Origin of the sequence: Pseudomonas sp. K8 (assembly GCF_014889455.1) — a bacterium.
Classification (GTDB): domain Bacteria; phylum Pseudomonadota; class Gammaproteobacteria; order Pseudomonadales; family Pseudomonadaceae; genus Aquipseudomonas; species Aquipseudomonas veronii.
The window spans coordinates 67838-92580 of record NZ_VJWO01000005.1 but is presented as its reverse complement, the minus strand read 5'-3'; the positions used below and the strand labels follow the sequence as shown (position 1 = coordinate 92580).

Here is a 24743-nt window from a genome sequence, read left to right as displayed (position 1 = left end):
CCCAGGCTGACAAGAGAGGATGAAGGCTAAGTGCTATAAGGGTTATATCGGCTGCGCGGTCGATTTCTGCAATCGGGGTGATAGGAGGTGTACAACCCTGTTTTTACTGTCCAAGAAACGCGCAAAAAAAGCCCCGCCAAGTGGCGGGGTTGAGGTACGAGCGTGGCGCTCGGAAATCGATGCAATCGGGCCTCCCTCGTGCAAGGGAGGCCCGTCGCGGCTTACAGCAAGATGGTGCGGATGTCGTTCAGCAGTTGGCTCAGGCGCTGGGTGAAACGTGCCGCCGCGGCGCCGTTGATCACGCGGTGATCGTAGGACAGCGACAGTGGCAACATCAGCTTCGGCTGGAAGGCTTTACCGTCCCATACCGGCTGGATGGTCGCCTTGGAAACGCCCAGGATCGCCACTTCCGGCGCATTGACGATTGGCGTGAAGCCAGTGCCGCCAATGTGGCCGAGGCTGGAGATGGTGAAGCATGCGCCCTGCATGTCGTCCGCAGTGAGCTTCTTGTCGCGGGCCTTGGCAGCCAGCGCAGCGGCTTCGGCAGCCAGTTGCAGCAGGCTCTTCTGGTCGACGTTCTTGATGACCGGTACCAGCAGGCCATCCGGGGTGTCGACGGCAAAGCCGATGTGAACGTACTTCTTGCGAATGATCGCCTTGCCGCTTGGCGCCAGCGAACTGTTGAAGTCCGGCAGCTCCTTGAGCAGGTGCGCGCAGGCCTTGAGCAACAGTGGCAGCACGGTCAGTTTCACGCCGGCCTTCTCGGCCACGGCTTTCTGCGCAACGCGGAAAGCTTCCAGGTCGGTGATGTCGGCCTGGTCGAACTGGGTCACGTGCGGGATGTTCAGCCAGCTGCGGTGCAGGCTCGACGCGCCGATTTGCATCAGGCGGGTCATCTGCACTTCTTCGGTTTCACCGAAGCGGCTGAAGTCCACGACCGGGATCGGCGGAATGCCCGCACCACCGGTAGCATTGCCGGCAGCCGGGGCTTCCTTGGCTTTCTGCATCATGGATTTGACGTAAACCTGCACGTCTTCCTTGAGCACGCGACCGTGCGGGCCGGTGGCCGTGACGGCGTTCAGCTCGACGCCGAACTCGCGGGCCAGTTGGCGCACGGCAGGGCCGGCGTGAACCTTGGCACCGCTTCGTGCCGGTGCCGCCGCCGGGGCCGGTGCGGCCTCGGCTTTTGCGGCAGGCGCTGGAGCTGGAGCCGCGGCGGCCGGTGCGGCTTCAGCCTTGGCAGCCGGCGCAGCGGCCGGTGCCGGGGCAGCAGCCGACGCAGCGCCTTGGACTTTCAGCTTGAGGATGAAGTCGCCAGTGCCGACTTCGTCTTCCAGCTTGACCGCGATGCTTTCCACCACGCCGGCAGCCGGCGAAGGGATTTCCATGGAGGCCTTGTCGGACTCCAGGGTGATCAGCGACTGGTCGGCTTCGACGGTGTCGCCGACCTTGACCAGCAGTTCGATGATCTTGGCCTTGCCCGACGAGCCGATGTCCGGGACATGAATGTCCTGGATGGTGGCTGCGGCCGGTGCGGCAGCCGGGGCCGCAGGGGCCTCGGCAGCGGCAGCAGGCTTTTCAGCCGGCGCCGGTGCAGCCGCGGCAGCTGGAGCAGGGGCCGCAGCGGCGGCGCCCTCGATTTCCAGCTCCAGCAGTTCGTCGCCTTCTTTCAGGCGATCGCCCAGCTTCACTTTCAGGCTCTTGACCACGCCGGCCTTGGGAGCAGGGATTTCCATGCTCGCCTTGTCCGATTCCAGGGTCAGGATGCTCTGGTCGGCTTCGACGGTGTCGCCGACCTTCACAAACAGCTCGATTACTTCACCTTCACCGCTGCCGATGTCAGGTACGCGAATGAGTTCGCTCACAAAAAGTCTCCTCAGCAGTCCAGTGGGTTGCGTTTTTCCGGGTTGATCCCGAACTTGACGATGGCGTCAGCCACCACCTTGGGTTCGATCTCACCGCGGTCAGCCAAGGCTTCCAGGGCTGCCAACACCACGAAGTGACGGTCGACTTCGAAGAAGTGACGCAGCTTCTTGCGGCTGTCACTGCGGCCGAAACCGTCGGTGCCCAGGACTTTGAATTCCTTGGACGGGACCCACTGGCGAATTTGTTCAGCAAACAGTTTCATGTAGTCGGTGGATGCGATCACCGGACCTTTACGGCCAGTCAGGCATTCTTCGACGTAGCTCACTTCAGGCTTCTGACCTGGGTGCAGGCGGTTGTTGCGTTCTACGGCCAGGCCGTCGCGACGCAGTTCGTTGAAGCTGGTCACGCTCCACACGTCGGCGCCGACGTTGAATTCGTCACGCAGGATCTTCGCCGCTTCACGCACTTCGCGCAGGATGGTGCCGGAGCCCATCAGTTGCACGTGATGCGCTGCTTCCTTGGTGTCTTCTTCGAGCAGGTACATGCCCTTGATGATGCCTTCCTCGACACCGGCCGGCATGGCAGGTTGCTGGTAGGACTCGTTCATCACGGTGATGTAGTAGAAAACGTCCTGCTGCTCCTGGGTCATCTTCTTCATGCCGTCCTGGATGATCACCGCCAGCTCATAGCCGTAGGTTGGATCAAAGGTGCGGCAGTTCGGAATGGTGGCCGCCAGGATGTGGCTGTGACCGTCTTCGTGTTGCAGGCCTTCGCCGTTCAGCGTGGTGCGGCCGGCGGTGCCGCCGATCAGGAAGCCACGGGTACGGCTGTCGCCTGCTGCCCAGGCCAGGTCGCCGATACGCTGGAAGCCGAACATCGAGTAGAAGATGTAGAACGGCAGCATCGGCTGGTTGTGGCAGGAGTACGACGTACCGGCCGCGATGAAGGAACTCATGGCGCCCGCTTCGTTGATGCCTTCTTCGAGGATCTGGCCCTTCTTGTCTTCCTTGTAGAACATCACCTGGTCTTTATCGACTGGCTCGTAGAGCTGGCCGACGGAGGAGTAGATGCCCAACTGACGGAACATGCCTTCCATACCGAAGGTACGGGCTTCGTCCGGGATGATCGGCACGATGCGCGAACCGACTTCCTTGTCCTTGACCAACTGCGCGAGGATTCGCACGAAGGCCATGGTGGTGGAGATTTCACGGTCGCCCGAGCCGTCGAGGATGGCCTTGAGGGTATCCAGCGCCGGTGTTGGGATGTTGACGCTCTTGGCACGGCGTTGTGGCACGAAACCGCCCAGTGCGGCACGACGCTCGCTCAGGTAGCGGGCTTCGGCGCTGTTCGGCTCTGGCTTGAAGAACGGCAGGTTTTCCAGCTCTTCGTCCTTGACCGGGATGTCGAAGCGGTCGCGGAACAGCTTCAGGCTGCCGACATCGACTTTCTTGGTGTTGTGCGCAGTGTTCTTCGCTTCGCCGGCACCGGTGCCATAACCCTTGATGGTCTTGGCCAGGATGACGGTCGGTTGTTCTTTGTGGTTGACCGCTTCGTGGTACGCCGCGTAGACCTTGTACGGGTCGTGGCCGCCACGGTTGAGTTTCCAGATCTCGTCGTCGGACAGGTCGGCAACCATCGCCTTGAGTTCAGGCGTGTTGAAGAAGTGTTCACGCACGAACGCGCCGTCTTTGGCCTTGTAGTTCTGGTACTCGCCGTCGATGACTTCGTCCATGCGACGTTGCAGGATACCGTCGACGTCCTTGGCCAGCAGTGGGTCCCAGAAACGGCCCCAGATGACTTTGGTCACGTTCCACTGAGCACCGCGGAACACGCCTTCGAGTTCCTGGATGATCTTGCCGTTGCCGCGAACCGGGCCGTCGAGGCGCTGCAGGTTGCAGTTGATGACGAAGATCAGGTTGTCCAGCTTCTCGCGGCCGGCCAGGGAGATGGCACCCAGGGATTCCGGCTCGTCGCACTCGCCGTCGCCCAGGAAGCACCAGACTTTCTGCTTGCCTTCGGGGATGAAACCACGGGCTTCCATGTACTTCATGAAGCGCGCCTGGTAGATCGCCTGGATCGGGCCCAGACCCATGGAAACGGTCGGGAACTGCCAGAAATCAGGCATCAGCCAAGGGTGCGGGTAGGACGACAGGCCCTGGCCGTCGACTTCCTGGCGGAAGTTGTTCATCTGTTCTTCGCTGATGCGACCTTCCATGAACGCACGGGCGTAGACGCCTGGCGAGGTGTGGCCCTGGAAGTAGATCAGGTCGCCGCCGTGTTCGTCGGTCGGGGCCTGGAAGAAGTAGTTGAAGCCGATGTCATAGAGCGTTGCGCTGGAAGCGAAGCTGGAGATGTGACCGCCCAGGTCAGAATCTTTCAAGTTCGTACGCATTACCATCGCCATGGCGTTCCAACGTACCAGCGAGCGAATGCGGCGTTCCATGAACAGGTCGCCAGGCATGCGTGCTTCGTGGGTAACAGGGATGGTATTGCGATATGGCGTGGTGATGGCGTAGGGCAGTTGCGAGCCGCTGCGGGTCGCGAGTTCGCCCATACGGGTCATCAGATAGTGAGCACGGTCTTCGCCTTCTTTGTCGAGAACCGATTCCAGGGCGTCCAGCCATTCCTGGGTTTCGACGGGATCGAGGTCTTGCATGGCTTGCTCCAGGGCGGAAAGGCTACCAGAATCGGTTGCCTGAAGTTTGCGACTGGCCTTGTGGGCAGACGACATAAATTCTTGGATGGCCGGAGGTTGCTCCGGCGTCCTGTAGTTTTACTACAAATCGTCGGCCATTTCAGCCTTTCGAATGTATATACGAGTAGTAAAACTACACAAGACTGAGCGGATTGCTCGGTCCGTTAGGTGAGCATAATCGTTATTGTTGATCTTTTGCGAAGAAGAAAAGGTAGAAATTTAATGTTACCTGCCAAAATTTATGAATTTTCAGCTATTTCTAACTTTTGTTCGACAGTCATTCATCGCGCCTGCCTCCTGCGTTCACCGCAACAAGCCCTTTACGCGCCGTTCAAGGATAGACCATGAGCCTTCCAACGCTGGCCGAGCTGCCGGCCGTTCTCTTGCCGTTCGCCATTCGGGCCGAACAGTCATTCCGTGACGCAGTGGCCGCGCTGGACGACGATCATGGCCTTTCTGAATGGACGCCGCAACGCTGGGCCGATTTCGCGCGGGTGTGCGCGGCCAGTGATTTCGTGATTGAACAGAGTGTTCGTGACCCGTTGATGTTGCTCGAACTGGTCGCCTGGGGCGAGTTGGACCGTGGTTTTGCGCCGGGCGAGCTGTGCGGGCAGATCGCCAGTGCCGTGCAACAGGCTGAAACAGAAGATGAGTTGGGCCGCGTGCTGCGCCGCCAGCGTACCCGCCAGCAAGTCCGCATCATCTGGCGCGACCTGACCCGCCAGGCGGATCTGGTGCAAACCTGTCGCGACCTCTCCGACATGGCCGACGCCAGCATCGACCAGGCCTACCAGTGGCTGTACCAGCGCCATTGCGCGCAGTTCGGCACGCCGACCGGGCGCCGCAGCGGTGAGCCGCAGCAGATGGTGATCCTCGGCATGGGCAAGCTCGGCGCGGTGGAGCTGAACCTGTCATCCGACATCGACTTGATCTTCGCCTACCCCGAAGGCGGCGAGACGGTGGGGGTGAAGCGCGCCCTGGATAACCAGGAGTTCTTCATTCGCCTGGGGCAAAAACTGATCAAGGCCCTCGACCCGATGACCGTCGACGGTTTTGTCTTCCGTGTCGACATGCGCCTGCGGCCTTACGGTTCGGCGGGCGCGCTGGTGCTCAGCTTCAATGCGTTGGAACAGTATTACCAGGACCAGGGCCGCGACTGGGAGCGCTACGCCATGATCAAGGCGCGCGTGGTGGCCGGCGATCAGGTGGCCGGTGCGCAACTGCTCGACATGCTGCGACCGTTCGTCTACCGCCGCTATTTGGACTTCTCCGCCATCGAAGCGCTGCGCACCATGAAGCAGTTGATCCAGCAGGAAGTGCGGCGCAAGGGCATGGCCGACAACATCAAGCTCGGTTCGGGCGGCATCCGCGAAGTGGAATTTATCGCCCAGGCGTTCCAGTTGATCCATGGCGGGCGCGACCTCAGCCTGCAGCAACGGCCGTTGCTCAAGGTGCTGGGCACCCTGGAAGGCCAGGGCTACCTGCCGCCGGCGGTGATCGCCGAGTTGCGCGATGGCTACGAATTCCTGCGTTACACCGAGCATGCGATCCAGGCGATTGCCGACCGCCAGACCCAGATGTTGCCGGACAGCCCCGAAGACCAGGCGCGCATTGCCTTTATGCTTGGCTTCGCCGATTGGGCCGCGTTCCATGAGCGCCTGATGTACTGGCGTGGGCGGGTGGACTGGCACTTCCGCCAGGTGATCGCCGATCCGGATGAAGAAGACGGCGAAGAAAGCGAATTGGTCGTCGGTGGGGAATGGTTGCCACTGTGGGAAGAGTCCCAGGACGAAGACGCGGCCTGCCGCCAACTGGCCGAAGGTGGCTTCACTGACGCGCCCAAAGCGCTCAAAGCCTTGGCCGGCCTGCGCGGCAGCCCGCAATTGCGCGCCATGCAGCGCCTCGGTCGCGAGCGTCTGGATGCGTTTATCCCACGTCTGCTGGCGCAGGCCGTCGAGCACGCCAACCCGGACCTGGTGCTGGAGCGCGTCTTGCCGCTGGTGGAAGCCGTCGCCCGGCGGTCAGCCTACCTGGTGTTGCTCACGGAAAACCCCGACGCCCTGCGGCGCCTGTTGACCTTGTGCGCCGCCAGCCCGTGGATCGCCGAACAGATCACCCGCTTCCCGCTGCTGCTCGACGAATTGCTTAACGAAGGCCGCTTGTTCAAACCGCCGTTGGCGCCGGAACTCGCCGCCGAACTGCGCGAACGGCTCACGCGTATCCCCGAAGACGACCTTGAGCAGCAGATGGAAGCGCTGCGGCACTTCAAGCTGGCTCACCGCTTGCGGGTGGCTGCCTCGGAAATCGCCGGCAGCCTGCCGCTGATGAAAGTCAGCGACTACCTGACCTGGCTCGCCGAAGCCATCCTCGAACAAGTGCTGGCCCTGGCCTGGCGCCAGACCGTCGCCCGCCACGGCGCGCCGCAGCGGTTGGATGGCAGCGTGTGCGATCCTGGATTCATCATTGTCGGTTATGGGAAAGTCGGCGGCATCGAATTGGGGCATGGTTCGGACCTGGACCTGGTGTTTATCCATGACGGCGACCCGCAGGCCGAAACCGATGGCGCCAAGCCGATCGACGGCGCGCAGTTCTTCACGCGCCTGGGCCAGCGGATCATCCACTTGCTGACTACCCAGACCAACTCGGGGCAATTGTATGAAGTGGACATGCGCCTGCGGCCGTCGGGCGCATCCGGTTTGCTGGTGAGTTCCCTCGGCGCCTTTGCGCGCTATCAGGAAAACGAAGCCTGGACCTGGGAACATCAGGCGCTGATCCGCGCGCGGGTGTTGGTGGGCAGCCAGGACGTGGGCCGCGCCTTCGAACAGGTGCGGGCCAAGGTGTTGGGCCGTGAACGCGACTTGACGAAGCTGCGCCAGGAGGTCAGCGAGATGCGCGCCAAGATGCGCGATAACCTCGGGACCCGGGCCACGGCGGCCGGTACCGGCGCGAATGCCTTCGAACCGACGGTGGCGTTCGACCTCAAGCAGGACGCCGGAGGTATCGTCGATATTGAATTTATGGTGCAATACGCCGCTTTGGCATGGTCTGCGCAACATCCATCGTTGCTGCGCTACACCGACAATATCCGCATTCTGGAGGGCCTGGAGCAGGTCGGGCTGATGCCCGCCGCCGATGCCCATTTACTGCGCGAGGTATATAAGGCCTACCGTTCCGCGGCGCACCGCCAGGCTTTGCAGAACGAAGCCGGTACGGTGGCCGGGGATCAGTTCGCCGACGAACGGCGCCAGGTGATGCGAATCTGGCAGGCGCTGGGGTTAAGCTGACACTCGATTAAATGAGCGACGCCAATCTAATGTGGAAACCGGCTTCATGTGGGAGCAGGCTTGCTCGTGATGCAGGCGCTGCGGTCTGTCTAGCGGACCGCGGTGATGCTATCGCGAGCGAGCCCGCTGCCACACAAAGTGCGATCTACAGTAATCATCGAGGCGGGGAGGCGTAAGCCTCCCCGCATCGTTTGTGGAAACTACATGAATATTCTGATCGTTGGGCCCAGCTGGGTCGGTGACATGGTGATGGCGCAGACACTGTTCCAGTGCCTCAAACAACGTCATCCCGACTGCCAAATCGACGTGCTCGCCCCTGAGTGGAGCCGGCCGATCCTTGAGCGCATGCCGCAAGTGCGCCAGGCCTTGAGCTTCCCGCTCGGCCATGGCGCCCTCGAACTGGCGACCCGCCGTCGCATCGGCAAATCCCTGGCCGGGCAGTACGACCAGGCGATCTTGCTGCCCAACTCGATGAAATCGGCGCTGGTGCCGTTTTTCGCCGGCATTCCCAAGCGCACCGGCTGGCGTGGCGAGTTTCGCTACGGTCTGCTCAACGACGTGCGCAAGCTCGACAAGGCGCGCTACCCGCTGATGATCGAACGCTTCATGGCCCTGGCCTACGCGCCGGGTGCCGAGTTGCCGACGCCGTATCCGCGCCCGAGCCTGCAGATCGACCCGATCACCCGCGACGCGGCCCTGGCCAAGTTCGACCTGGCCCTCGACCGTCCGGTACTCGCGCTGTGCCCCGGTGCCGAGTTTGGCGAGTCCAAGCGCTGGCCGTCGGAGCATTACGCCAAAGTCGCGGAGACGAAGATCCGCGAAGGCTGGCAGGTGTGGCTGTTCGGTTCGAAGAACGACCATGCGGTGGGTGAAGACATCCGCCAGCGCCTGATCCCCGGCCTGCGCGAAGAAGCGGTGAACCTCAGTGGCGACACCTCGCTGGCCGAGGCCATCGACTTGCTGTCCTGCGCGGATGCGGTGGTGTCCAACGACTCCGGGCTGATGCACGTCGCGGCGGCGCTGAACCGCCCGCTGGTCGCGGTGTACGGCTCGACCTCCCCAGGGTTTACCCCGCCGTTGGCCGACAAGGTCGAAGTGGTGCGCCTGGGCCTGGAATGCAGCCCGTGTTTTGACCGCACCTGCCGTTTCGGCCACTACAACTGCCTGCGCCAGTTATTGCCGCAACCGGTCAACGAAGCCTTGCAGCGGTTGCAGGGCACTGTGGTCGAGGTTCACTGAGTTGCGGGTACTGGTAATCAAGACCTCATCCCTGGGCGACGTGATCCATGCGTTGCCGGCACTGACCGATGCGGCGCGGGCGATCCCGGGCATTCGATTCGACTGGGTGGTGGAAGAAGGCTTTGCCGAGATCCCCACCTGGCACCCGGCGGTGGACAAGGTGATCCCGGTGGCGATTCGCCGCTGGCGCAAGAACCTCTGGCAAACCTTCAAAAGTGGCGAATGGCGGCGCTTCAAGCAGCGTATCCAGTCAACCAAATACGACCTGGTGATCGACGCCCAGGGCCTGCTCAAAAGCGCCTGGCTGACCCGCTACGTGCGCGCCCCGGTGGCCGGGTTTGACAAAAACTCGGCGCGTGAACCGATCGCGGCGCGCTTTTATTCGCGGCGCCTGGCCGTGGCCCGCGGGCAGCACGCGGTGGAGCGCCTGCGCCAGCTGTTCGCCGTGGCCCTCGGTTATGACTTGCCCAAGGCCCTGGGCGACTACGGCCTGAGCGTCGACAAGCTGCTCGGCCTGCCGCCGAAAAAGCCGTTTGTGTTGTTGCTGCACGGCACCACCTGGGACACCAAGCACTGGCCCGAAGCCTACTGGCGCGAGCTGGCCGAGCGCATGGGCCGCCTGGGCGTGGACGTGAAGTTGCCATGGGGCAATGCCGCCGAAAAGGCCCGCGCCGAACGCCTGGCCCAGGGCCTGGACAACGCCGAGGTGCTGCCCAAACTGAACCTGGCCGGGGTCGCCCGCGTGCTCGCCGGCGCCCGCGCCTGCGTTGCGGTGGACACCGGCCTCGGGCACCTGGCTGCAGCCCTGGACGTGCCGACCATTTCGCTGTTCGGCCCCACCAACCCCGGCCTGACCGGCGCCTACGGCAAGAGCCAGATTCACCTGGCCAGCGACTTCCCGTGTGCGCCCTGCCTGCTGAAACAGTGTACCTATCAACCCACGGCCGACGATCTGCGTCGGTTCGACATCAAGCGCGAATCGCCCCTGTGCTTCACGCGGCTGAACCCTGAGCGTGTGGCGAGCCGGCTGAGCACGTTGTTACTGGCCGAGGAGATGCACTGATGCAACTGGCGTTTGTTCTGTACAAGTATTTCCCGTTCGGTGGCTTGCAGCGCGACTTCATGCGTATCGCCCTGGAGTGCCAGCAGCGCGGTCATCAGATCCGTGTCTACACCCTGATCTGGGAGGGTGATGTGCCGCCCGGCTTCGAAGTGCTGGTGGCGCCGGTCAAGGCGCTGTTCAACCATCGCCGCAACGAAAAACTCTACGCCTGGATTCAGGCCGACCTGGCCAAGCGCCCGGTGGATCGTGTGGTCGGGTTCAATAAAATGCCCGGGCTGGACCTGTACTTCGCCGCCGATGGCGTGTTTGAAGACAAGGCGCAAACCCTGCGCAACCCGATGTACCGCTGGTTCGGCCGCTACAAACACTTTGCCGAGTACGAGCGCGCCGTTTTCGAACAGAGCGCCAAGACCCAGATCATGGTGCTCTCGGCCCATCAGCAGGAATTGTTCACGCGTTACTACGGCACCCAGGCGCAGCGCTTTCATTTGCTGCCGCCGGGCATCGCCCGTGACCGGCGCGCGCCGCCGAATGCCGCGCAGATCCGTGCACAGTTTCGCGATGAGTTCGGCCTGGCCGAGGACGATTTGCTGTTGGTGCAGATCGGTTCCGGCTTCAAGACCAAGGGCGTCGACCGCAGCCTCAAGGCCGTGGCCGCATTGCCGTCGGCGCTGAAGAAACGTACCCGGCTGTTTGTAATCGGCCAGGACGACCCCAAAGTATTCCAATTACAGAGCGCCGCACTGGGCCTGGGCGAGCAAGTGCATTTCTTCAAGGGGCGCAGCGATATTCCGCGCTTTCTGCTGGGGGCCGACCTGTTGATCCACCCGGCCTACAACGAAGCGGCCGGCATGGTGCTGATCGAGGCGGTTGTCGCCGGCCTGCCGGTGCTGGTGAGCAAGGTCTGCGGTTATGCCTTCTACATCGACAAGGCCGGTAATGGCCGGGTGTTGGACGAGCCGTTCGAACAGGCGCAACTCAATCAATACCTGGTCGATATGCTCGACGATCCACAAGCGCGCGCGACCATGAGTCGCAATGGTCTGGCCTTCGCCGAGACGGCCGACCTCTATAGCATGCCGCAGTACGCTGCGGACCTGATCCTGGCGGAGCCGAACCGATGAAGTTGATGCTTGCCGAACCGTTCAAGACCCTTTGGGCCGGACGCGATGCGTTCGCCGAAGTCGAGAAGCTGGACGGCCTGGTGTACCGCGAACTCGATGCCCGTCGTACCTTGCGTACAGAGGTCGAGGGCCGCGGTTATTTCGTGAAGATTCACCGTGGTATCGGCTGGGCCGAAATCCTCAAGAACCTGATCACCGCGAAGTTGCCGGTATTGGGCGCCGGCCAGGAATGGCGGGCGATCCAGCGCTTGCAGCAAGTCGGCGTGCCGACCATGACCGCCGTGGCTTATGGCGAAAAGGGCAGCAACCCGGCCGACCAGCATTCGTTTATCGTCACCGAAGAGCTGGCGCCCACCGTCAGCCTCGAAGACCTGAGCATGGACTGGCTCAAGCAACCGCCATCGCCAATCATCAAGCATGCGCTGATCGCCGAAGTGGCGCGCATGACCGGCATGATGCACCGTGCCGGGGTCAACCATCGCGACTGCTATATCTGCCATTTCCTGCTGCACACGGACAAGCCGCTGGTGGCCGATGATTTTAAATTGTCGGTGATCGACCTGCACCGTGCGCAGGTCCGCTCGAAGATCCCGCTGCGCTGGCGCAACAAGGACCTGGCGGCGCTGTATTTTTCGGCGCTGGATATCGGCCTGACCCGGCGCGACAAGCTGCGTTTTCTCAAGGGCTACTTCCAACAGCCGTTGCGCCGGATTCTCGCCGAAGAGGCCGCGCTGCTGCAGTGGCTGGAGCACAAGGCGGCCAAGCTCTACGCGCGCAAACAACGTTACGGGGATGCGCTCTGATGGCGGGTTGGAACCTGGAACCCGCTTACGCCGGCCTCGCGGATGATTTTGGAAGCCTTGAAGCGGTGTTCGCCCTGCAAGGCGAGCGGCTGACCCGCGACCCGCTGTCGGAAGTGATCCGGGTGGCGCGCGGCGGGGTCAATTATTACGTCAAGCGCTACGTCGGTGCCGGCAAGGGCCTGCGCCGCTACCTGGGCAAGCCGCGGGTGAAGTCCGAGTGGCAGAACCTCAAGCGTTTCGCCAAGTGGGGCATTCCCACCGCCGACGTGGTCGCCTGGGGCCTGGAGCGCAATGGCCTGGCCTACGCCCGCGGCGCGCTGATCACCCGTGAGTTGCCCAAGACCGAAGACTTGTCGGTGCTGGCCGAGCGCAACGACGTGCGCCTCAAAGACCCCAAATGGGTCGATGCGGTCAGCCGCCAGCTCGCCGAATACACGCGTACCATGCACGATCATCACTTCACCCATAACGACTTGAAGTGGCGCAACCTGCTGATCGACGACCAGCACACCCTGTACCTGATCGATTGCCCCAACGGCGATTTCTGGCGCGGGTTCTGGCTCAAATACCGCATCACCAAAGACCTGGCCTGCCTGGACAAGGTGGCCAAGTATCACCTGTCGGCCACCCAGCGCCTGCGCTTCTACCTGCAATACCGCCAGCGCGCGCACCTGAGTGCGTCGGACAAACAGCGAATTCGCCATGTGGTGAAGTTTTTCGAGGGACGTGAATGAGTGATTTCCTGGCGGCCGAAGACCGCGCTCTGCTGGAGCGCAACGGTCTGGCCAGTTTCGATGCCCTGTGGGCCAAGCAACTGGACGCGGTGGACGAGCCGAACACCAGCCATGGCGGCTGGAGCAGCGTGTTCCGCCTGGAGCTCGACGGCCACGGTTACTACCTCAAGCGCCAGAGCAACTACCTCACGCGCAGCTTGCACCGACCGTTTGGCGAACCGAGTTTTTCCCGCGAGTTTCGTAACATCAGCCGTTATCGCGCGTTGGGTATCCCGGCCTTGCAGGCGGCGTTCTACGGTGAGCGCAAAGTCGCTGGCGAGCACCGCGCGATGCTGTTGACCCGTGCCCTGGACGGCTGGAATGACCTGGACTCGTTGCTCGAACAGTGGCCGCAACTGAGCGACCCCCAGCACCGTGCGATCCTGTTGGCCTGCGGCCAATTGGCGCGCCGTCTGCACGGCGTGGGACAGGTCCACGGGTGTTTTTACCCCAAGCATATTTTCCTGCAGGCCACCGGCGACGGTTATTCCGCGCAGTTGATCGACCTGGAGAAAACCCGCCCGTTGCTGTTTGGCTGGCGTGACCGGGTCAAGGACCTGGAGCCGCTGTTGCGCCGTGCGCCGCAGTGGTCGGATGCGCAAACGCGTCACCTGCTGGCGGCGTATCTGGAACAACCTGAAGACAGCCCGCTGGTCGCCACCTGGCAGCAGCGCCTGACCGCTCGCCGCAGCCACAAGGAGCACCGTTGATGCGTTTATCCGCGCTGAAACAGGCCGGGCGCAGCCCAAGCCTGCCGCTGACCATCGAACTGGCGGACGCCGCAGGCCCTGGTCAATTGCAATTGCTCAGCCTGTTGCGCGTGTTGCCGGGCCAGCGCTATGTGGGCGCCGGTGTCTGGCGCGGTCGCGCGGTGTTGGCCAAGTTGTTGGTGGGCAGCAAGGCGGCGCGGCATTTTCAGCGTGAGCTCAACGGCGTGCGCCTGCTGGCCGAGCAAGGCCTGACCACGCCGCTGCTGCTGGCCGACGGTTTGCAGGAAGGCGAGGGCGGCTGGCTGCTGTTTGAGTTTATCGACGGCGCCGAAAGCCTGGCCGATGCCTGGCAAGCGGTCGAAGGCCTGCCGCCGTTGGCCGATGAGCAGACCGCTGTGCTCGCCGAAGCGCTGGACGCGATCGCCCGCATGCATGCCAAGGGCCTGTGGCAGGAAGACCTGCACCTGGATAACCTGCTGCGCCAGGGCGGCAAGCTGTACCTGATCGATGGTGCCGGGATCTGCGTGGAACAGGCGGGCCAGCCGCTGTCGCGCAACCGGGTGCTGGAAAACCTCGGGGTGTTTTTCGCCCAGTTGCCGAAAAACCTCGCGCCGTTTACCGAAGAGTTGCTGGTGTATTACCTGCTGAGCAACGGCGAGCATGCGTTACCGCTCGAAGCCCTGGAGAAGCAGGTGCGCAAGGTCAGCGCCTGGCGCCTGAAGGACTTCCTCGACAAGGTCGGCCGCGAATGCACGCTGTTCAGCGTGGTGCGCGGCGCGTTTGGCTTGCGGGCGATCCGTCGCGAGGAGGAGCGCGCGATGCTGCCGGTGCTGGAGCAGGCCGATGCCTTGCTCGACCAGGGGCATTTGTACAAGACCGGCGGTGCGGCCAGCGTGGCCAAGGTCGAAGTGGCCGGCCGGCCGCTGGTGATCAAGCGCTACAACATCAAGGGCTTCGCCCATTGGCTCAAGCGTTTCTGGCGCCCGAGCCGCGCCTGGCATTCCTGGCGCGAAGGCAATCGCCTGGCGTTCCTCGGCATTGCCACACCCAAGCCGCTGGCCGTGCTGGAAAAGCGCTTTTTCTGGCTGCGCAGCCGCGCTTACCTGGTCACTGAATACCTGCCGGGGCCGGACATCATCGAGCGCTTCGCACCGTATGTGGAGCAGGGCGACGCGCCTGAAAACGAACTGCTGGCGCTGGACCACCTGTTCGCCGAGCTGATACGCGAGCGCATCAGCCATGGCGATTTCAAGGGCCATAACCTGTTCTGGCACGAAGGCCGTTGGGCCTTGATCGACCTGGATGCGATGCGCCAGCACCGCTCCGATGCCAGCTGCGCCGCGGCGTTTGCCAAGGACCGCGCACGCTTCATGCGTAATTGGCCGCAAGGCAGTGCGCTGTATCAGGTCATCGATCAGCGTTTGCCGAAGGAAGTCGGCGGCGCCGGCTGACGGTCGAGCGGGTTTTTCAGGTAGAACGCGGTCAAGTGTGGGGGCGGGCTTGCAGGGGCCTGTCCCCCAGCAGCCAGTTGGCCTGCACGAACCGCTCGAATCTGGCAATTATGTATCATTTTATACAATGCCCGGTTGCGAGGCTGTCTTGATACGGGTTGCGGGCTTTAAGTAAGTTAGAAGTTGAAACGGATTCGGCGGATAGCGCGAAGTGTGCTGGTTTATATCAGACTTGTCCTAGAGCAATTTATTGGGGCAAGGTATTTGTTTGGTTGTATTGTACTTCTTGTTTTAAACGGATACATGTGTGGCGCATGTTGCGGGTTGAGCATTCTTTTATCGTTCTATAAATTTGTTCTGCAACCGATGAGGTTGTTCAATTATTTATAGGAGGTTTTTATGTCGTCTATCAATGCTAACTCAAACGTGGCTGCTGATTATCAGAGGTACGAAAATAATAACTTTAATGAGAAGGGGCAAAACAATCCGCTGGATCAGGCGGCCGGGGAAGATGCTGAGTATTTGGATGCGCAAAATCAGCCGATTGATCATGAGATTCAATCCGACGGTAACGGTGGTTTCTATCAGCCGGGTACGGGCAGGGGGCAGCCGGGTAATGGTGAACCAGGGTTAGGAAGCATCAACGTTGGAGCGGGGCATCAAATTGACTTTGATGGTGCGGAGCCTCCGCGGTCGCTGCACTATTAAGGCGCCCGTGGGCGTATAAGGTCGAAAAGAATGCTGCTGCATGGGTATGCGCAGCATTCATGCCGTCTCGTCGCTATTGCGTTTTTTGGGTAATGAGTTTTATGCCGTTGATCATGTTGATAGTTGCAGGTACGGTTTAAAGGAAGGGTTGGTTTGAACGTTAACCAAGCGTATTGATTTGCCCGTCAGTGCTCTTTGCTCCGGTGTGTTTGCGGCGCGAAGCAACTAAGTCTGTATTGTCTTCTCGGAACTTTCTCACAGAACGTATCGGTGTGTCGGTGTAGGCTATCTTCGCTGGCGATGTTAGTGTGGTCGACCCTCTATGCTGAACGGTGTCGTTCATGATCCGTATGTACCCTGTGTTGCTTGCTGCTCTCCTGGCAATCTCCGGTTGCGGGACCATCAACACCGTCTTTCGCCCGGACGCTGTCGCCAGCCAGAACCTCAAGGAGTCGCGCAGCTACTGCGAAAATATCCCGCGCATCTACAGTGGGGTGATGTACGGGTTTTGTACGCTCAATGCTGAGCCCGCCCCTGAAAAAAGCCTGAATGACCGAGCCCTGTCGGACCACGAGAACAATGCCTTCCCGATCATCGCCATCGAGTTCATCGGCTCTGGCGTGCTGGACACCCTGGTCCTGCCCTACACGATCTACCGCCAGAACAAGGACGGCAGCATCGAGATCTTCCGCTGAACCTCCTCGACGCTCGCCGCTAACAGCTTCCTCCTGCTTTTGAGCTATAATCTCGCCCTTTAGCTGTTTCTCGCCCAGGCGAGAGGCACACTTTTTTCAGGCGTAACGCGCCTGCATGCAGACTAAAAGAGGCTAGACCCCTGTGGCATTGACGATTCTTGGCCTGTCCGGCGCCCTTAGCCATGATCCTTCCGCAGCCCTGTATATCGACGGCAAGCTGATCGCGGCCGCCGAAGAAGAACGCTTCGTGCGCGACAAGCATGCAAAGCACCGCATGCCCTACGAATCGGCGAAATTCTGCCTGGAACAGGCCGGCATCAAGCCTTCCGACGTTGATGTGGTCGCGATCCCGTTCGCCCCGATCAGCCTGTTCGGCGAAGCGCGCTGGCACTATGCCAAGCGTTACTGGTACGCCCCGGACCGCGCTCTCGATGCGATCCTGATGGGCAACCGGCGCTACAAGCGCTACCGCAACAAGATCGTCTGGTGCCTGGAACAGCTGGGCTTCGATCCGAAGAAAATCAAGATCGAGCCGGTTGAACACCACTTGGCCCACGCCTCCAGTGCCTACCACTGCTCCGGCTTCAAGGAGAAAACCGCGATCCTGGGGATCGACGGCAAGGGTGAGTACGCCACCACGTTCTTCGGCTACGGCGAAAACGGCAAGATCCACAAGATCAAGGAATTCTACGATCCGGACTCCCTCGGCGGCCTGTACGGCGCGGTCACCGAGTTTCTCGGTTTCGAGATGCTCGACGGCGAGTTCAAGGTCATGGGCATGGCGCCTTATGGCGATGCCAGCAAGTACGACTTCTCGCGCCTGGCCTCCTTTGAAAACGGCGAGCTGGTGATCAACACCGACTACGCCAACGTCATCGGCCTGCGTCGTTATAAAGAGAAGGGCAAGGGTTTCTACTTCTCGCCCAAACTGATCGAGTGGCTGGGGCCCAAGCGCGAAGGCGACATCGCCGACGAGCCGTACATCCACTACGCGGCCAGCATGCAGGCGCTGTTCGAGAAGCTGTCCCTGCAGATGATCGACTACTACCTGGGCGACATCCTCAAGGAAACCGGCAAGCTGGCCTTCGCCGGTGGCTGTGCGCTGAACGTCAAACTGAACCAGAAGATCATTGCCCGTGACGACGTGAAAGAGCTGTTCGTGCAACCGGCGTCCGGCGATGCCGGCACCGCCGTGGGCGCCGCCGCTTACGTGTCCAACGCCCGTGGTGTGCCGGTGGAGAAGATGGAACACGTCTACCTCGGCCCGTCCTACAGCAACGAAGACGTGATCGCCGCTTGCGCCAAGCACCCGAGCAAGCCGGACTGGCGCAAGATCGACAGCATGCCTAAACGCATCGCCAAGATCATGGTCGACGGCAACCCGGTGGCCTGGTTCCAGGGGCGCATGGAGTTTGGCCCGCGTGCCTTGGGCGGTCGTTCGATCATTGGCTGCCCGAGCGCTACCGGCGTGGCGGACCGCATCAACCATCAGATCAAGTTCCGCGAGCGCTGGAGGCCTTTCTGCCCGTCGATGCTCGACACCGTGGCCCCGCTGATGATCAAGGTCGATCACCCGGCGCCGTTCATGACCTTCACCTTTGAAGTGTCGGAAGAGTGGAAAACCCGCGTGCCGGAAGTGGTCCATGAGGACGGCACGTCCCGCGCCCAGGTGCTCAAGCGCGAATACAACCCGCGCTACTACGACATGATGAAAGAACTCGAAGTGCTGACCGGCAACGGCGTGTCCCTGAACACTTCGCTCAACCGTCGTGGCGAAGCGATGATCTGCTCGCCGACCGATGCGCTGAACATGTTCTTCGGTTCCGACCTGCAGTACCTGATCATGGAAGACATCCTGGTGGTCAAGGACGGCGTGGACCCTTATGACGCTGTGGTTTAAATGCTGAATCGCTTCCAGGGTTGGCGTGAACGCGGCTGGGTACCTGTCGAGGCCGAGGTCTACGCCCAGGCCTGGCAGCGGTTTGGCGGCAGCGTGGCGACGCATCCGCTGATCGTCGAACGGTTGGCGGAGCTGGCGCAGATTCCGGTGCGCTACCTGGGCTGGGAGCAGGACGGCGAGCTCAAGGGCGCGATTGCCACTTGGGGGCGCGACCTGGCCTTGTCCAAGGACGTGCTCAAGCGGCGCGGCAAGAAAGGCGTGTTCGATCTGGGCAATGCCGAAATCATCCTGCCGATCGCCGCCGACGCGCAGTTGCCGGTGCGCCACCGTGGGCGCTACCTGTCGGCGTTGAACGAGGGGCGCGTCAGCACCCTCAAGCCCCAGGCCGAGCAGTTGGCCATGGCGCGCACCCCGGAAGACCTGTCGAAGAAGTTTCGCTACAACCAGCGCCGCGAATTGCGGTTGCTCGAAGAAGCCGGCGGCGTGGTGCGGGCGGTGAGTGAGTTTTCCAGCAGCGAGCTGGCGGCCATCTACTGCGACCTGTTCCAGCGCCGCTGGGGCTTCCCGGCCACCGGCGCCGAGCATCTGGCGCAGGTGCTGGGCTTGCTCAAGGAGTTCCTGGTGGGCTCGGTACTGTTTCTCAACGATGCGCCGATTGCCGTGCAACTGGTGTATCGCGTCGAGGCGCCCGAGTGGGTCAGCATCGAATACGTCAACGGCGGTGTCGACCCCCAGACCCGTGAGTTCAGCCCCGGCAGCGTGTTGAGTTTCCTCAATACGCAAAGCGCCTGGGAACAGGCGCGGGCCGTGGATAAACCGCTGCGCTTTTCCTTCGGGCGCGCCGACCGTGAATACAAGGAGCGCTGGTGCAACCCGGTGCCGGTGTTCAGCCTATGAGCCGCAAGCAGCAACTGCTCAAGCGTCATCGGCGCACCAAGCGCATCGCGCTGCTGATTGGCTTGCTGGTGCTGATCGCGGCCGGTGTGCTCGTGGCCTGGTGGCTGCCGTTGATTCTGGCGGTGGTGCTGTGGGCGGCCCATGAAGCCTGGTTTGCCGATCATCTGTTCTATTCGCCCAGCGAGGATTATGCCTACGCATTCCCTCACGGCAGTGAAGTGCCAGGCCTGCGCCTGGACGCGGGGCGGCTGTTGCTGGACGCGCCGCTGGCGGCGGACGACACCCTGATCGTCGGCATCGAGCTGCACAGCTCGTGGCTCGGGCGTTTCATTGACCCGGCGGTGGAACTGCTGGGCCTGCAAACGCCGGACCGGCAAGTGTTCGAGCGTGGCGTCGGCGGGCGCCGTTACCTCAACCTGACCGGCGCCGCCGACGCATTGGCCGCCGGCAAACTGCGGGTGCGCGGGCGTTTTTGCCGGATCAACGGCCAGCCGACGCTGTGGCGTTTCCGCCAGCCGGATTATCGCCAGCAACGTGTGATGGTGATTGCGCCCCATGCCGACGACGCCGAACTGGCGGCCTTCAGCCTGTACAGCCAGGCGGCCGAAAGTTGGATCGTCACGTTGACCGCCGGTGAAATTGAAGCCGAACATTATCAGCGGATGGGCCTACCCAAGGCGCAAGCGGCGCAACTCAAAGGGCGCCTGCGGGCCTGGGACAGCATTGCCGTGCCGCGCTGGGCCGGCGTTCCCGAAGCACAGTGCGTGCAATTGGGCTACTTCTGCATGCAGTTGGCGGCCATGCAGGCCGCGCCGGACCAGGCTCAAGCCTCCCGCGAGGCGCAATTGAGCGATACGCGGCTGTTTCGTCAGTTCAATGCCTTTGCGCTGCCCGGCGACGTGGACGGCGCGCCGACCTGGCACAACCTGATCGCCGACCTGCGCGCGCTGCTGCTCAAGGCGCGACCGCAGGTGATCGTGCTGCCGACGCCGTTGCTCGACCCGCACGCCGACCATATCTGCGCTCACGCGGCGATACTGGAAGCCCTGGAGGGCCTGGCGTGGCAGCCCGACACATTGCTCGGCTACGCCAATCACTTGCATGATAACGACCGCTGGCCCATGGGCGACTCGGGCGCCGGCGTGGCCCTGCCGCCGCGTTTCGACACCGCGGACGAACTGGTCCCCTGCAGTTTCACGCTCGCCTTGAGCCAGCAGCAGGACAAGGCCATGGCCCTGGGCATGATGCACGACCTGCAACCGCGCGCGCCGTTCAAGCGCCGTGTGCGTCGCTGGTTGCAACAGGTGCTGGCCGGGCGTAGCCCATCGCCATACGGAGAGAACGAATTCTTCCGCAAGGCTGTGCGTCGGCATGAATTGCTGTGGGTCCTGAAACAGGACTGAGACCTTATTTACGGCAGACCGCATCCGTTTGCCGCACCATTTTTTGCCGGGCTGCGCGCCCGCAGCCAGATCGCTGCATGGAGAGTTATGAAGCCTCGTTTCAAGGTTTTGCAGTTACAGCCGGACTACAACGTCAAGACCAATGACTTCGCCGACCTGGGTGAGCAGATCGTCAAATCGTTGCCGGTTGAACGCTTCGAGGTGACATCGGGGTATCTCAGTGGCCGCCCGTTACCGGGCCAGCCGCTGAGCGTGGCCGAGCACTCCCACTATTTCGAACTGCCGGAAAAGTCCCTCAAGGGCATCCGCTTTGGCGCCATGTGGCAGATCTACAAGTATTGCCGCGAGCAGAAGTTCGATGTGGTCATCTGCAACCGCTTCAAGTCGGTGAACATGATGCTGTCCCTCAACCGCTGGTTGAAGATCCCGCTGTGCATCGGCATCTCCCATGGTTTCGGCGAGTACGCCCGTGGCTACCGCCGGCGTCAGACCCAGCGCTGGGTGAGCCCGGCGTGGCGCTTCGTCGGCGTGTCGGAGGCGGTACAGGAGTACCTGGTGGCGCTCAATTGCGGGTTCACCCGTGAAAACACCACCTATGTCACCAACGCCATCGACATCCCGCAGGCAGAAGCCTTGCAGTTGCCGCGCGATGAAGCACGCAAGGCCCTGGGCCTGCCGCTGGACGCGCGGATGATCGGCGCCCTGGGCCGCCTGGTGCCGATCAAGGGCCACACGCATCTGCTGCAGGCGTTCGCCACGCTCAAGGACAAATACCCGCAGGCACAGGTGGGGATCATCGGTTCCGGCCGCGCCGAAGCCGACCTGCGTGCCGACATCGAGCGCCTCGGCCTGACCGGTCGCGCGCACCTGTTGGGGTTCCGTGAAGACGGCATGAAGTACGTGCGCGGTTTCGATATCTGGACCATGCCGTCGCTGTTTGAAGGCCTGGGCCTGGCGCTGCTGGAAGGCATGAGCGGGCATTTGCCGGTGATCGCCTCCAACGGCCCGGCGATGCTGCCGCTGGTGCAGGGCGCGGGCGGGCTGTCTCACGATCCGGGCAACGTCGAGCAACTGGCCGCGGCGCTGGATACCTACCTGGCGCTGAGCGATGAGCAATTGCGTGCCAAGGGCGAGGAGGTGTTCCGTTACCTGGTAGCCAACCACACCCTGGACGAGTTCAAGCACAAGTACCTGACCCTGATTGAAACCGGTTTGCGTGAAGTAGGTAGAGCATGAATCAGCCACAACCCCTGGTCTCGGTGATCATCGCGTCCTACAACCATGGCCCGTACATCGAGCAGAGCATCCTCAGCGTGCTGGGGCAGACCTACGCGAACATCGAACTGTTGGTGGTCGACGATGGCTCCAAGGACGACAGTGTCGAGCGCATCCGGCGCTTGCAGGCCGAGCACGGCTTTGATTTCCAGGTCCAGCAGAACCAGGGGCTGACCAATACGCTCAACGGCGCGATCGCCCGGGCCAAAGGCACGCTGATCGCGCCGTTCGGTTCCGACGACATCATGTTGCCCGAGCGCATTGCGGCCCAGGTCGCCTATATGGAGGGCAAGCCCAAGGTCGGCATCTGCGCGGGCAACATCGAGTTGATCGATGGCGATGGCCAGCCCTATCCCGACAAGAAGCAGCACCGGGACCTGCCGTTTCGCAGCCTGGACTTCGATGACCTGTTCCTGGACCGCAAGCCGTTCCCGCCAGCACCGACCCTGTTGATCCGCCGCGAAGCGCTGGAGCAGGTGGGGGGCTTCGATCCGCTGATTCCGCTGGAAGACTTGCTGATCGAATTGAAGATCACCCACGCCGGCTACACCATCGACGTGTTGAACATGGTCATGGCGCGCTATCGCCAGCACGCCACCAACACGTACAAGAACCATCGCTACATGATTCAGAACATCCTCAAGACTTATGGATTGTTCAGCGAACACCCATCGTATGACGCGGTGCGCTACAACTTCCTCAACTCGATGTTCCTCAAGACCGCCGACCGTGACCGGCCGCTGGCGCGGGAGATCCTCAAGCAGATCCCGTTGAAGTTCTGGGGGCGCAAGACCCTGCGCGGGCTGGTGCGGTTGTACCTGGCGCCCCTCAGAAGCTGAGGCGGCGGTGGCAGTGAAAAAGGCGACTATCAGCGGTGATAGTCGCCTTTTTTATCAGGCGGCCGGGCTAGCCAGGCCCTGGACCTGCTCGCGGATTTTTGCCGTGGCTTTTGGGCTGGCGATGCTGGCGTAACCCTTGGCCAGTTGCTCGAAGTGCGCTTCGAACAGCCAGTTGCGGTCCTGCGGGTAACGTTGCATATGGCGCAGGTTGCGTTGGCGCAAGGCATTGCGCAGGGCCGACGGGAAGATGCGCAGGTCGGCGATATCGATCAGCGCGAACTCGCCGTCATCCATCAGCAGCACGTTGCCCAGGTGCAGCGAGCGGAAGTACACACCACGCTCATGCAATTGGGCCATGAATCGACCGAAGCGCTCGATCAGCGATTCGCGCAGGCTGCTGTCCAGGCTTTGCAGGGCCTGGCGCAGGGTCAGGCCGGGCAGTGGCGAGTAGGTGACGGCACTGCTAGCGTCGCGCAGGCTGTACACGCCGAGGATCTGCGGGGTGGGAATGCCCAGGCTGCGCAATTGTTCGGCGTTGCTGGCAAACCGCTCGGAATAAGGGTTGAAGCTGCCCGAGGTGTACCAGCGGCGTGCGCGGAAGACCTTGAGGAAACTGCCGTCTTCCAGGCGCAGGACTTTCGGCCCCAGGCCGTCGGCTTCAATCACATGGGCGTTGTGGCACAGTTGATCGAAGGCCTCGGTCTTGAGGGTTTGCACCGGCATGCGCAGCAGGCTGTGGCGGCGCTGGGCGATGCTCAGGCCGGCGATGATCGCCAAAGGAATCCACAGCAGGAACCAGTGTTCCTTGGGCCGCGACAGGATGCCGCCGCCCTCGGTCAGGCCGGCGCCGATGCCGTAGGCCAGCAGGGAGGAGGCGAGGATGAACAGCGGTTGCGCCCGTTCTTTGAGGCTTTTATACAAGCCCCAGCCGAGCATGAAGGCCCACGGGATAAAGCCGATGATGCCGACGTAATACAGCACGCCCAGGGCAAAACTGTGGGGTTCGCGCAGTTGGAAGCCGTTGGCCTGAGCCAGGGTCAGGTACAGCTCGGAATCGTAGCTGTGGCCTATCCACGGGTGTTCGGCGATAAGCTGCAGCGTCATGCTCCACAGTTCGAAGCGGAATGAACTGCCGCGGTTGGTGATCAGTTCAGGGTAGAACAGCAAGAGCGCCGCGGCGCTCAGGACCAAGCCCGCGATCATCATGGCCGAGCGGCGGTTGCGGCTGACAAAACTCATCCACAGGATGGCCAGGGTCAGGGCCACCAACGGTGTGCGGGAACCGGTGGCCAGGACCGCGGCGATCATGATGGCCAGGGCCGGTACGCTGAACCACAGCACCTGAAAGCGCTGGCTGGTCATGCAGACATACAACCAGTAGACGCTGAAAAAACCGAACACGTGGGAACTGAGCAGCGGGTTGTCGAGGGCGCCGCGGCCGCCGATCATGCGTATTTCAAGGCCCGGCTCAAACCCCTTGGCGAAGGCCACCAAGTTACACAGGGTCGCCACCAGTGCGATCACTGCCGCACTGAAGAACACGGGCTTGAACAGGTCGTTGCGGTAATGCAGCAACAGCCCGCAGCCGGCAAACAACATGAACGTGTGCAGCGGTCGCTTGAACAGGTCGGTGTCGGGATGAAACTCCGGGCTCCAGAACAGGCTGGTCAGGGCCCAGGCGGAGAAGACCAGGAATGCGATGGCCAGCGGCTCACGCAGCAATTCCATGAATTCCCTGGGGCGCAGGCACAACAGCAACAAGGTCGGCGCGCTGAACAGGACGTAGTAGAACCTGTGCAGCACGTTGCGATTGGTGACGAAGAACAGCGAACTCAGCAGAAGCAACAAGCCAATGGGCAAAATCCATAGGACCAGGAAGTCGAAGACGCGATTTGAGCCATAGGTAAGACGCTTGCACTGCATACGGTAAAAGCCATTTCAGAAATAGAAAGCCGACCATCTTAAAGTAGTGGCTATATAATGTCGCCGGTTGGATTTCGCCGGCCCGCGGGTCATGT

Annotated in this window: 18 protein-coding genes; 15 read left to right on the top strand and 3 right to left on the bottom strand. The window is 62.0% G+C overall.

The annotated features are described in order from the left end of the window. Positions 1-221 precede the first annotated feature (221 nt). Positions 222-1865 carry a dihydrolipoyllysine-residue acetyltransferase gene (aceF, locus tag INT12_RS05540; protein ID WP_193039496.1) on the bottom strand — a complete coding sequence of 548 codons (1644 nt, stop codon included), beginning with the start codon at positions 1863-1865 and terminating at the stop codon, positions 222-224. Between the two features lie 11 nt (positions 1866-1876). Continuing rightward, positions 1877-4522: a pyruvate dehydrogenase (acetyl-transferring), homodimeric type gene (gene aceE, locus INT12_RS05535; RefSeq protein WP_017849808.1), complete on the bottom strand. Its 2646-nt coding sequence runs from the start codon at positions 4520-4522 to the stop codon at positions 1877-1879. Between the two features lie 383 nt (positions 4523-4905). Here aceE and glnE point away from each other — a divergent pair, with 383 nt between their 5' ends. The 15 genes from glnE to INT12_RS05460 all read left to right on the top strand — a co-directional run bounded on the left by glnE (position 4906) and on the right by INT12_RS05460 (position 22725). After that, complete coding sequence (gene glnE, locus INT12_RS05530) at positions 4906-7845, top strand: bifunctional [glutamate--ammonia ligase]-adenylyl-L-tyrosine phosphorylase/[glutamate--ammonia-ligase] adenylyltransferase (RefSeq protein WP_193039495.1); 2940 nt, start codon at positions 4906-4908, stop codon at positions 7843-7845. A gap of 204 nt (positions 7846-8049) precedes the next feature. Further along, positions 8050-9084 (top strand): lipopolysaccharide heptosyltransferase II, encoded by a 1035-nt coding sequence (gene waaF, locus INT12_RS05525; RefSeq protein ID WP_046384937.1) that lies wholly within the window; start codon positions 8050-8052, stop codon positions 9082-9084. 1 nt (position 9085) lies between these two features. Further along, positions 9086-10147, top strand: coding sequence for a lipopolysaccharide heptosyltransferase I (waaC, locus tag INT12_RS05520; RefSeq protein WP_046384936.1), 1062 nt, complete (start codon positions 9086-9088; stop codon positions 10145-10147). Next, a complete protein-coding gene (locus INT12_RS05515) occupies positions 10147-11271 on the top strand; it encodes a glycosyltransferase family 4 protein (protein WP_046384935.1) in 1125 nt (374 codons plus the stop codon). Before waaC ends, INT12_RS05515 begins: the two co-directional genes overlap by 1 nt. Further along, a complete protein-coding gene (gene rfaP / locus INT12_RS05510; protein WP_193039492.1) occupies positions 11268-12074 on the top strand; it encodes a lipopolysaccharide core heptose(I) kinase RfaP in 807 nt (268 codons plus the stop codon). Before INT12_RS05515 ends, rfaP begins: the two co-directional genes overlap by 4 nt. Continuing rightward, positions 12074-12808 (top strand): lipopolysaccharide kinase InaA family protein, encoded by a 735-nt coding sequence (locus tag INT12_RS05505; protein ID WP_017849802.1) that lies wholly within the window; start codon positions 12074-12076, stop codon positions 12806-12808. The genes rfaP and INT12_RS05505 overlap by 1 nt, the downstream gene beginning before the upstream one ends. Then, positions 12805-13557, top strand: coding sequence for a lipopolysaccharide kinase InaA family protein (locus INT12_RS05500; protein ID WP_126585364.1), 753 nt, complete (start codon positions 12805-12807; stop codon positions 13555-13557). The genes INT12_RS05505 and INT12_RS05500 overlap by 4 nt, the downstream gene beginning before the upstream one ends. After that, positions 13557-15008: a lipopolysaccharide kinase InaA family protein gene (locus INT12_RS05495; RefSeq protein WP_193058779.1), complete on the top strand. Its 1452-nt coding sequence runs from the start codon at positions 13557-13559 to the stop codon at positions 15006-15008. The genes INT12_RS05500 and INT12_RS05495 overlap by 1 nt, the downstream gene beginning before the upstream one ends. A 399-nt stretch (positions 15009-15407) precedes the next feature. After that, positions 15408-15716: a hypothetical protein gene (locus tag INT12_RS05490; RefSeq protein WP_017849799.1), complete on the top strand. Its 309-nt coding sequence runs from the start codon at positions 15408-15410 to the stop codon at positions 15714-15716. 341 nt (positions 15717-16057) lie between these two features. Then, the gene (locus tag INT12_RS05485; protein ID WP_193039490.1) at positions 16058-16411 is read left to right on the top strand and encodes a YceK/YidQ family lipoprotein; all 354 of its coding nucleotides are present in this window, start codon (positions 16058-16060) and stop codon (positions 16409-16411) included. Between the two features lie 142 nt (positions 16412-16553). After that, positions 16554-18311: a carbamoyltransferase gene (locus INT12_RS05480; protein WP_017849797.1), complete on the top strand. Its 1758-nt coding sequence runs from the start codon at positions 16554-16556 to the stop codon at positions 18309-18311. Continuing rightward, the gene (locus INT12_RS05475; protein ID WP_193039488.1) at positions 18312-19208 is read left to right on the top strand and encodes an antimicrobial resistance protein Mig-14; all 897 of its coding nucleotides are present in this window, start codon (positions 18312-18314) and stop codon (positions 19206-19208) included. After that, positions 19205-20611 carry a PIG-L deacetylase family protein gene (locus INT12_RS05470; RefSeq protein WP_193039487.1) on the top strand — a complete coding sequence of 469 codons (1407 nt, stop codon included), beginning with the start codon at positions 19205-19207 and terminating at the stop codon, positions 20609-20611. Before INT12_RS05475 ends, INT12_RS05470 begins: the two co-directional genes overlap by 4 nt. 87 nt (positions 20612-20698) lie before the next feature. Further along, positions 20699-21847 (top strand): glycosyltransferase family 4 protein, encoded by a 1149-nt coding sequence (locus tag INT12_RS05465; protein WP_017849794.1) that lies wholly within the window; start codon positions 20699-20701, stop codon positions 21845-21847. Continuing rightward, positions 21844-22725: a glycosyltransferase gene (locus INT12_RS05460; RefSeq protein ID WP_017849793.1), complete on the top strand. Its 882-nt coding sequence runs from the start codon at positions 21844-21846 to the stop codon at positions 22723-22725. The genes INT12_RS05465 and INT12_RS05460 overlap by 4 nt, the downstream gene beginning before the upstream one ends. A 54-nt stretch (positions 22726-22779) precedes the next feature. Here the strand turns inward: INT12_RS05460 and INT12_RS05455 are convergent, their stop codons facing one another. After that, positions 22780-24648, bottom strand: a complete 1869-nt coding sequence (locus INT12_RS05455) for a bifunctional O-antigen ligase/aminoglycoside phosphotransferase family protein (RefSeq protein WP_193039486.1) — start codon at positions 24646-24648, stop codon at positions 22780-22782. Between the last annotated feature and the right edge of the window lie 95 nt (positions 24649-24743).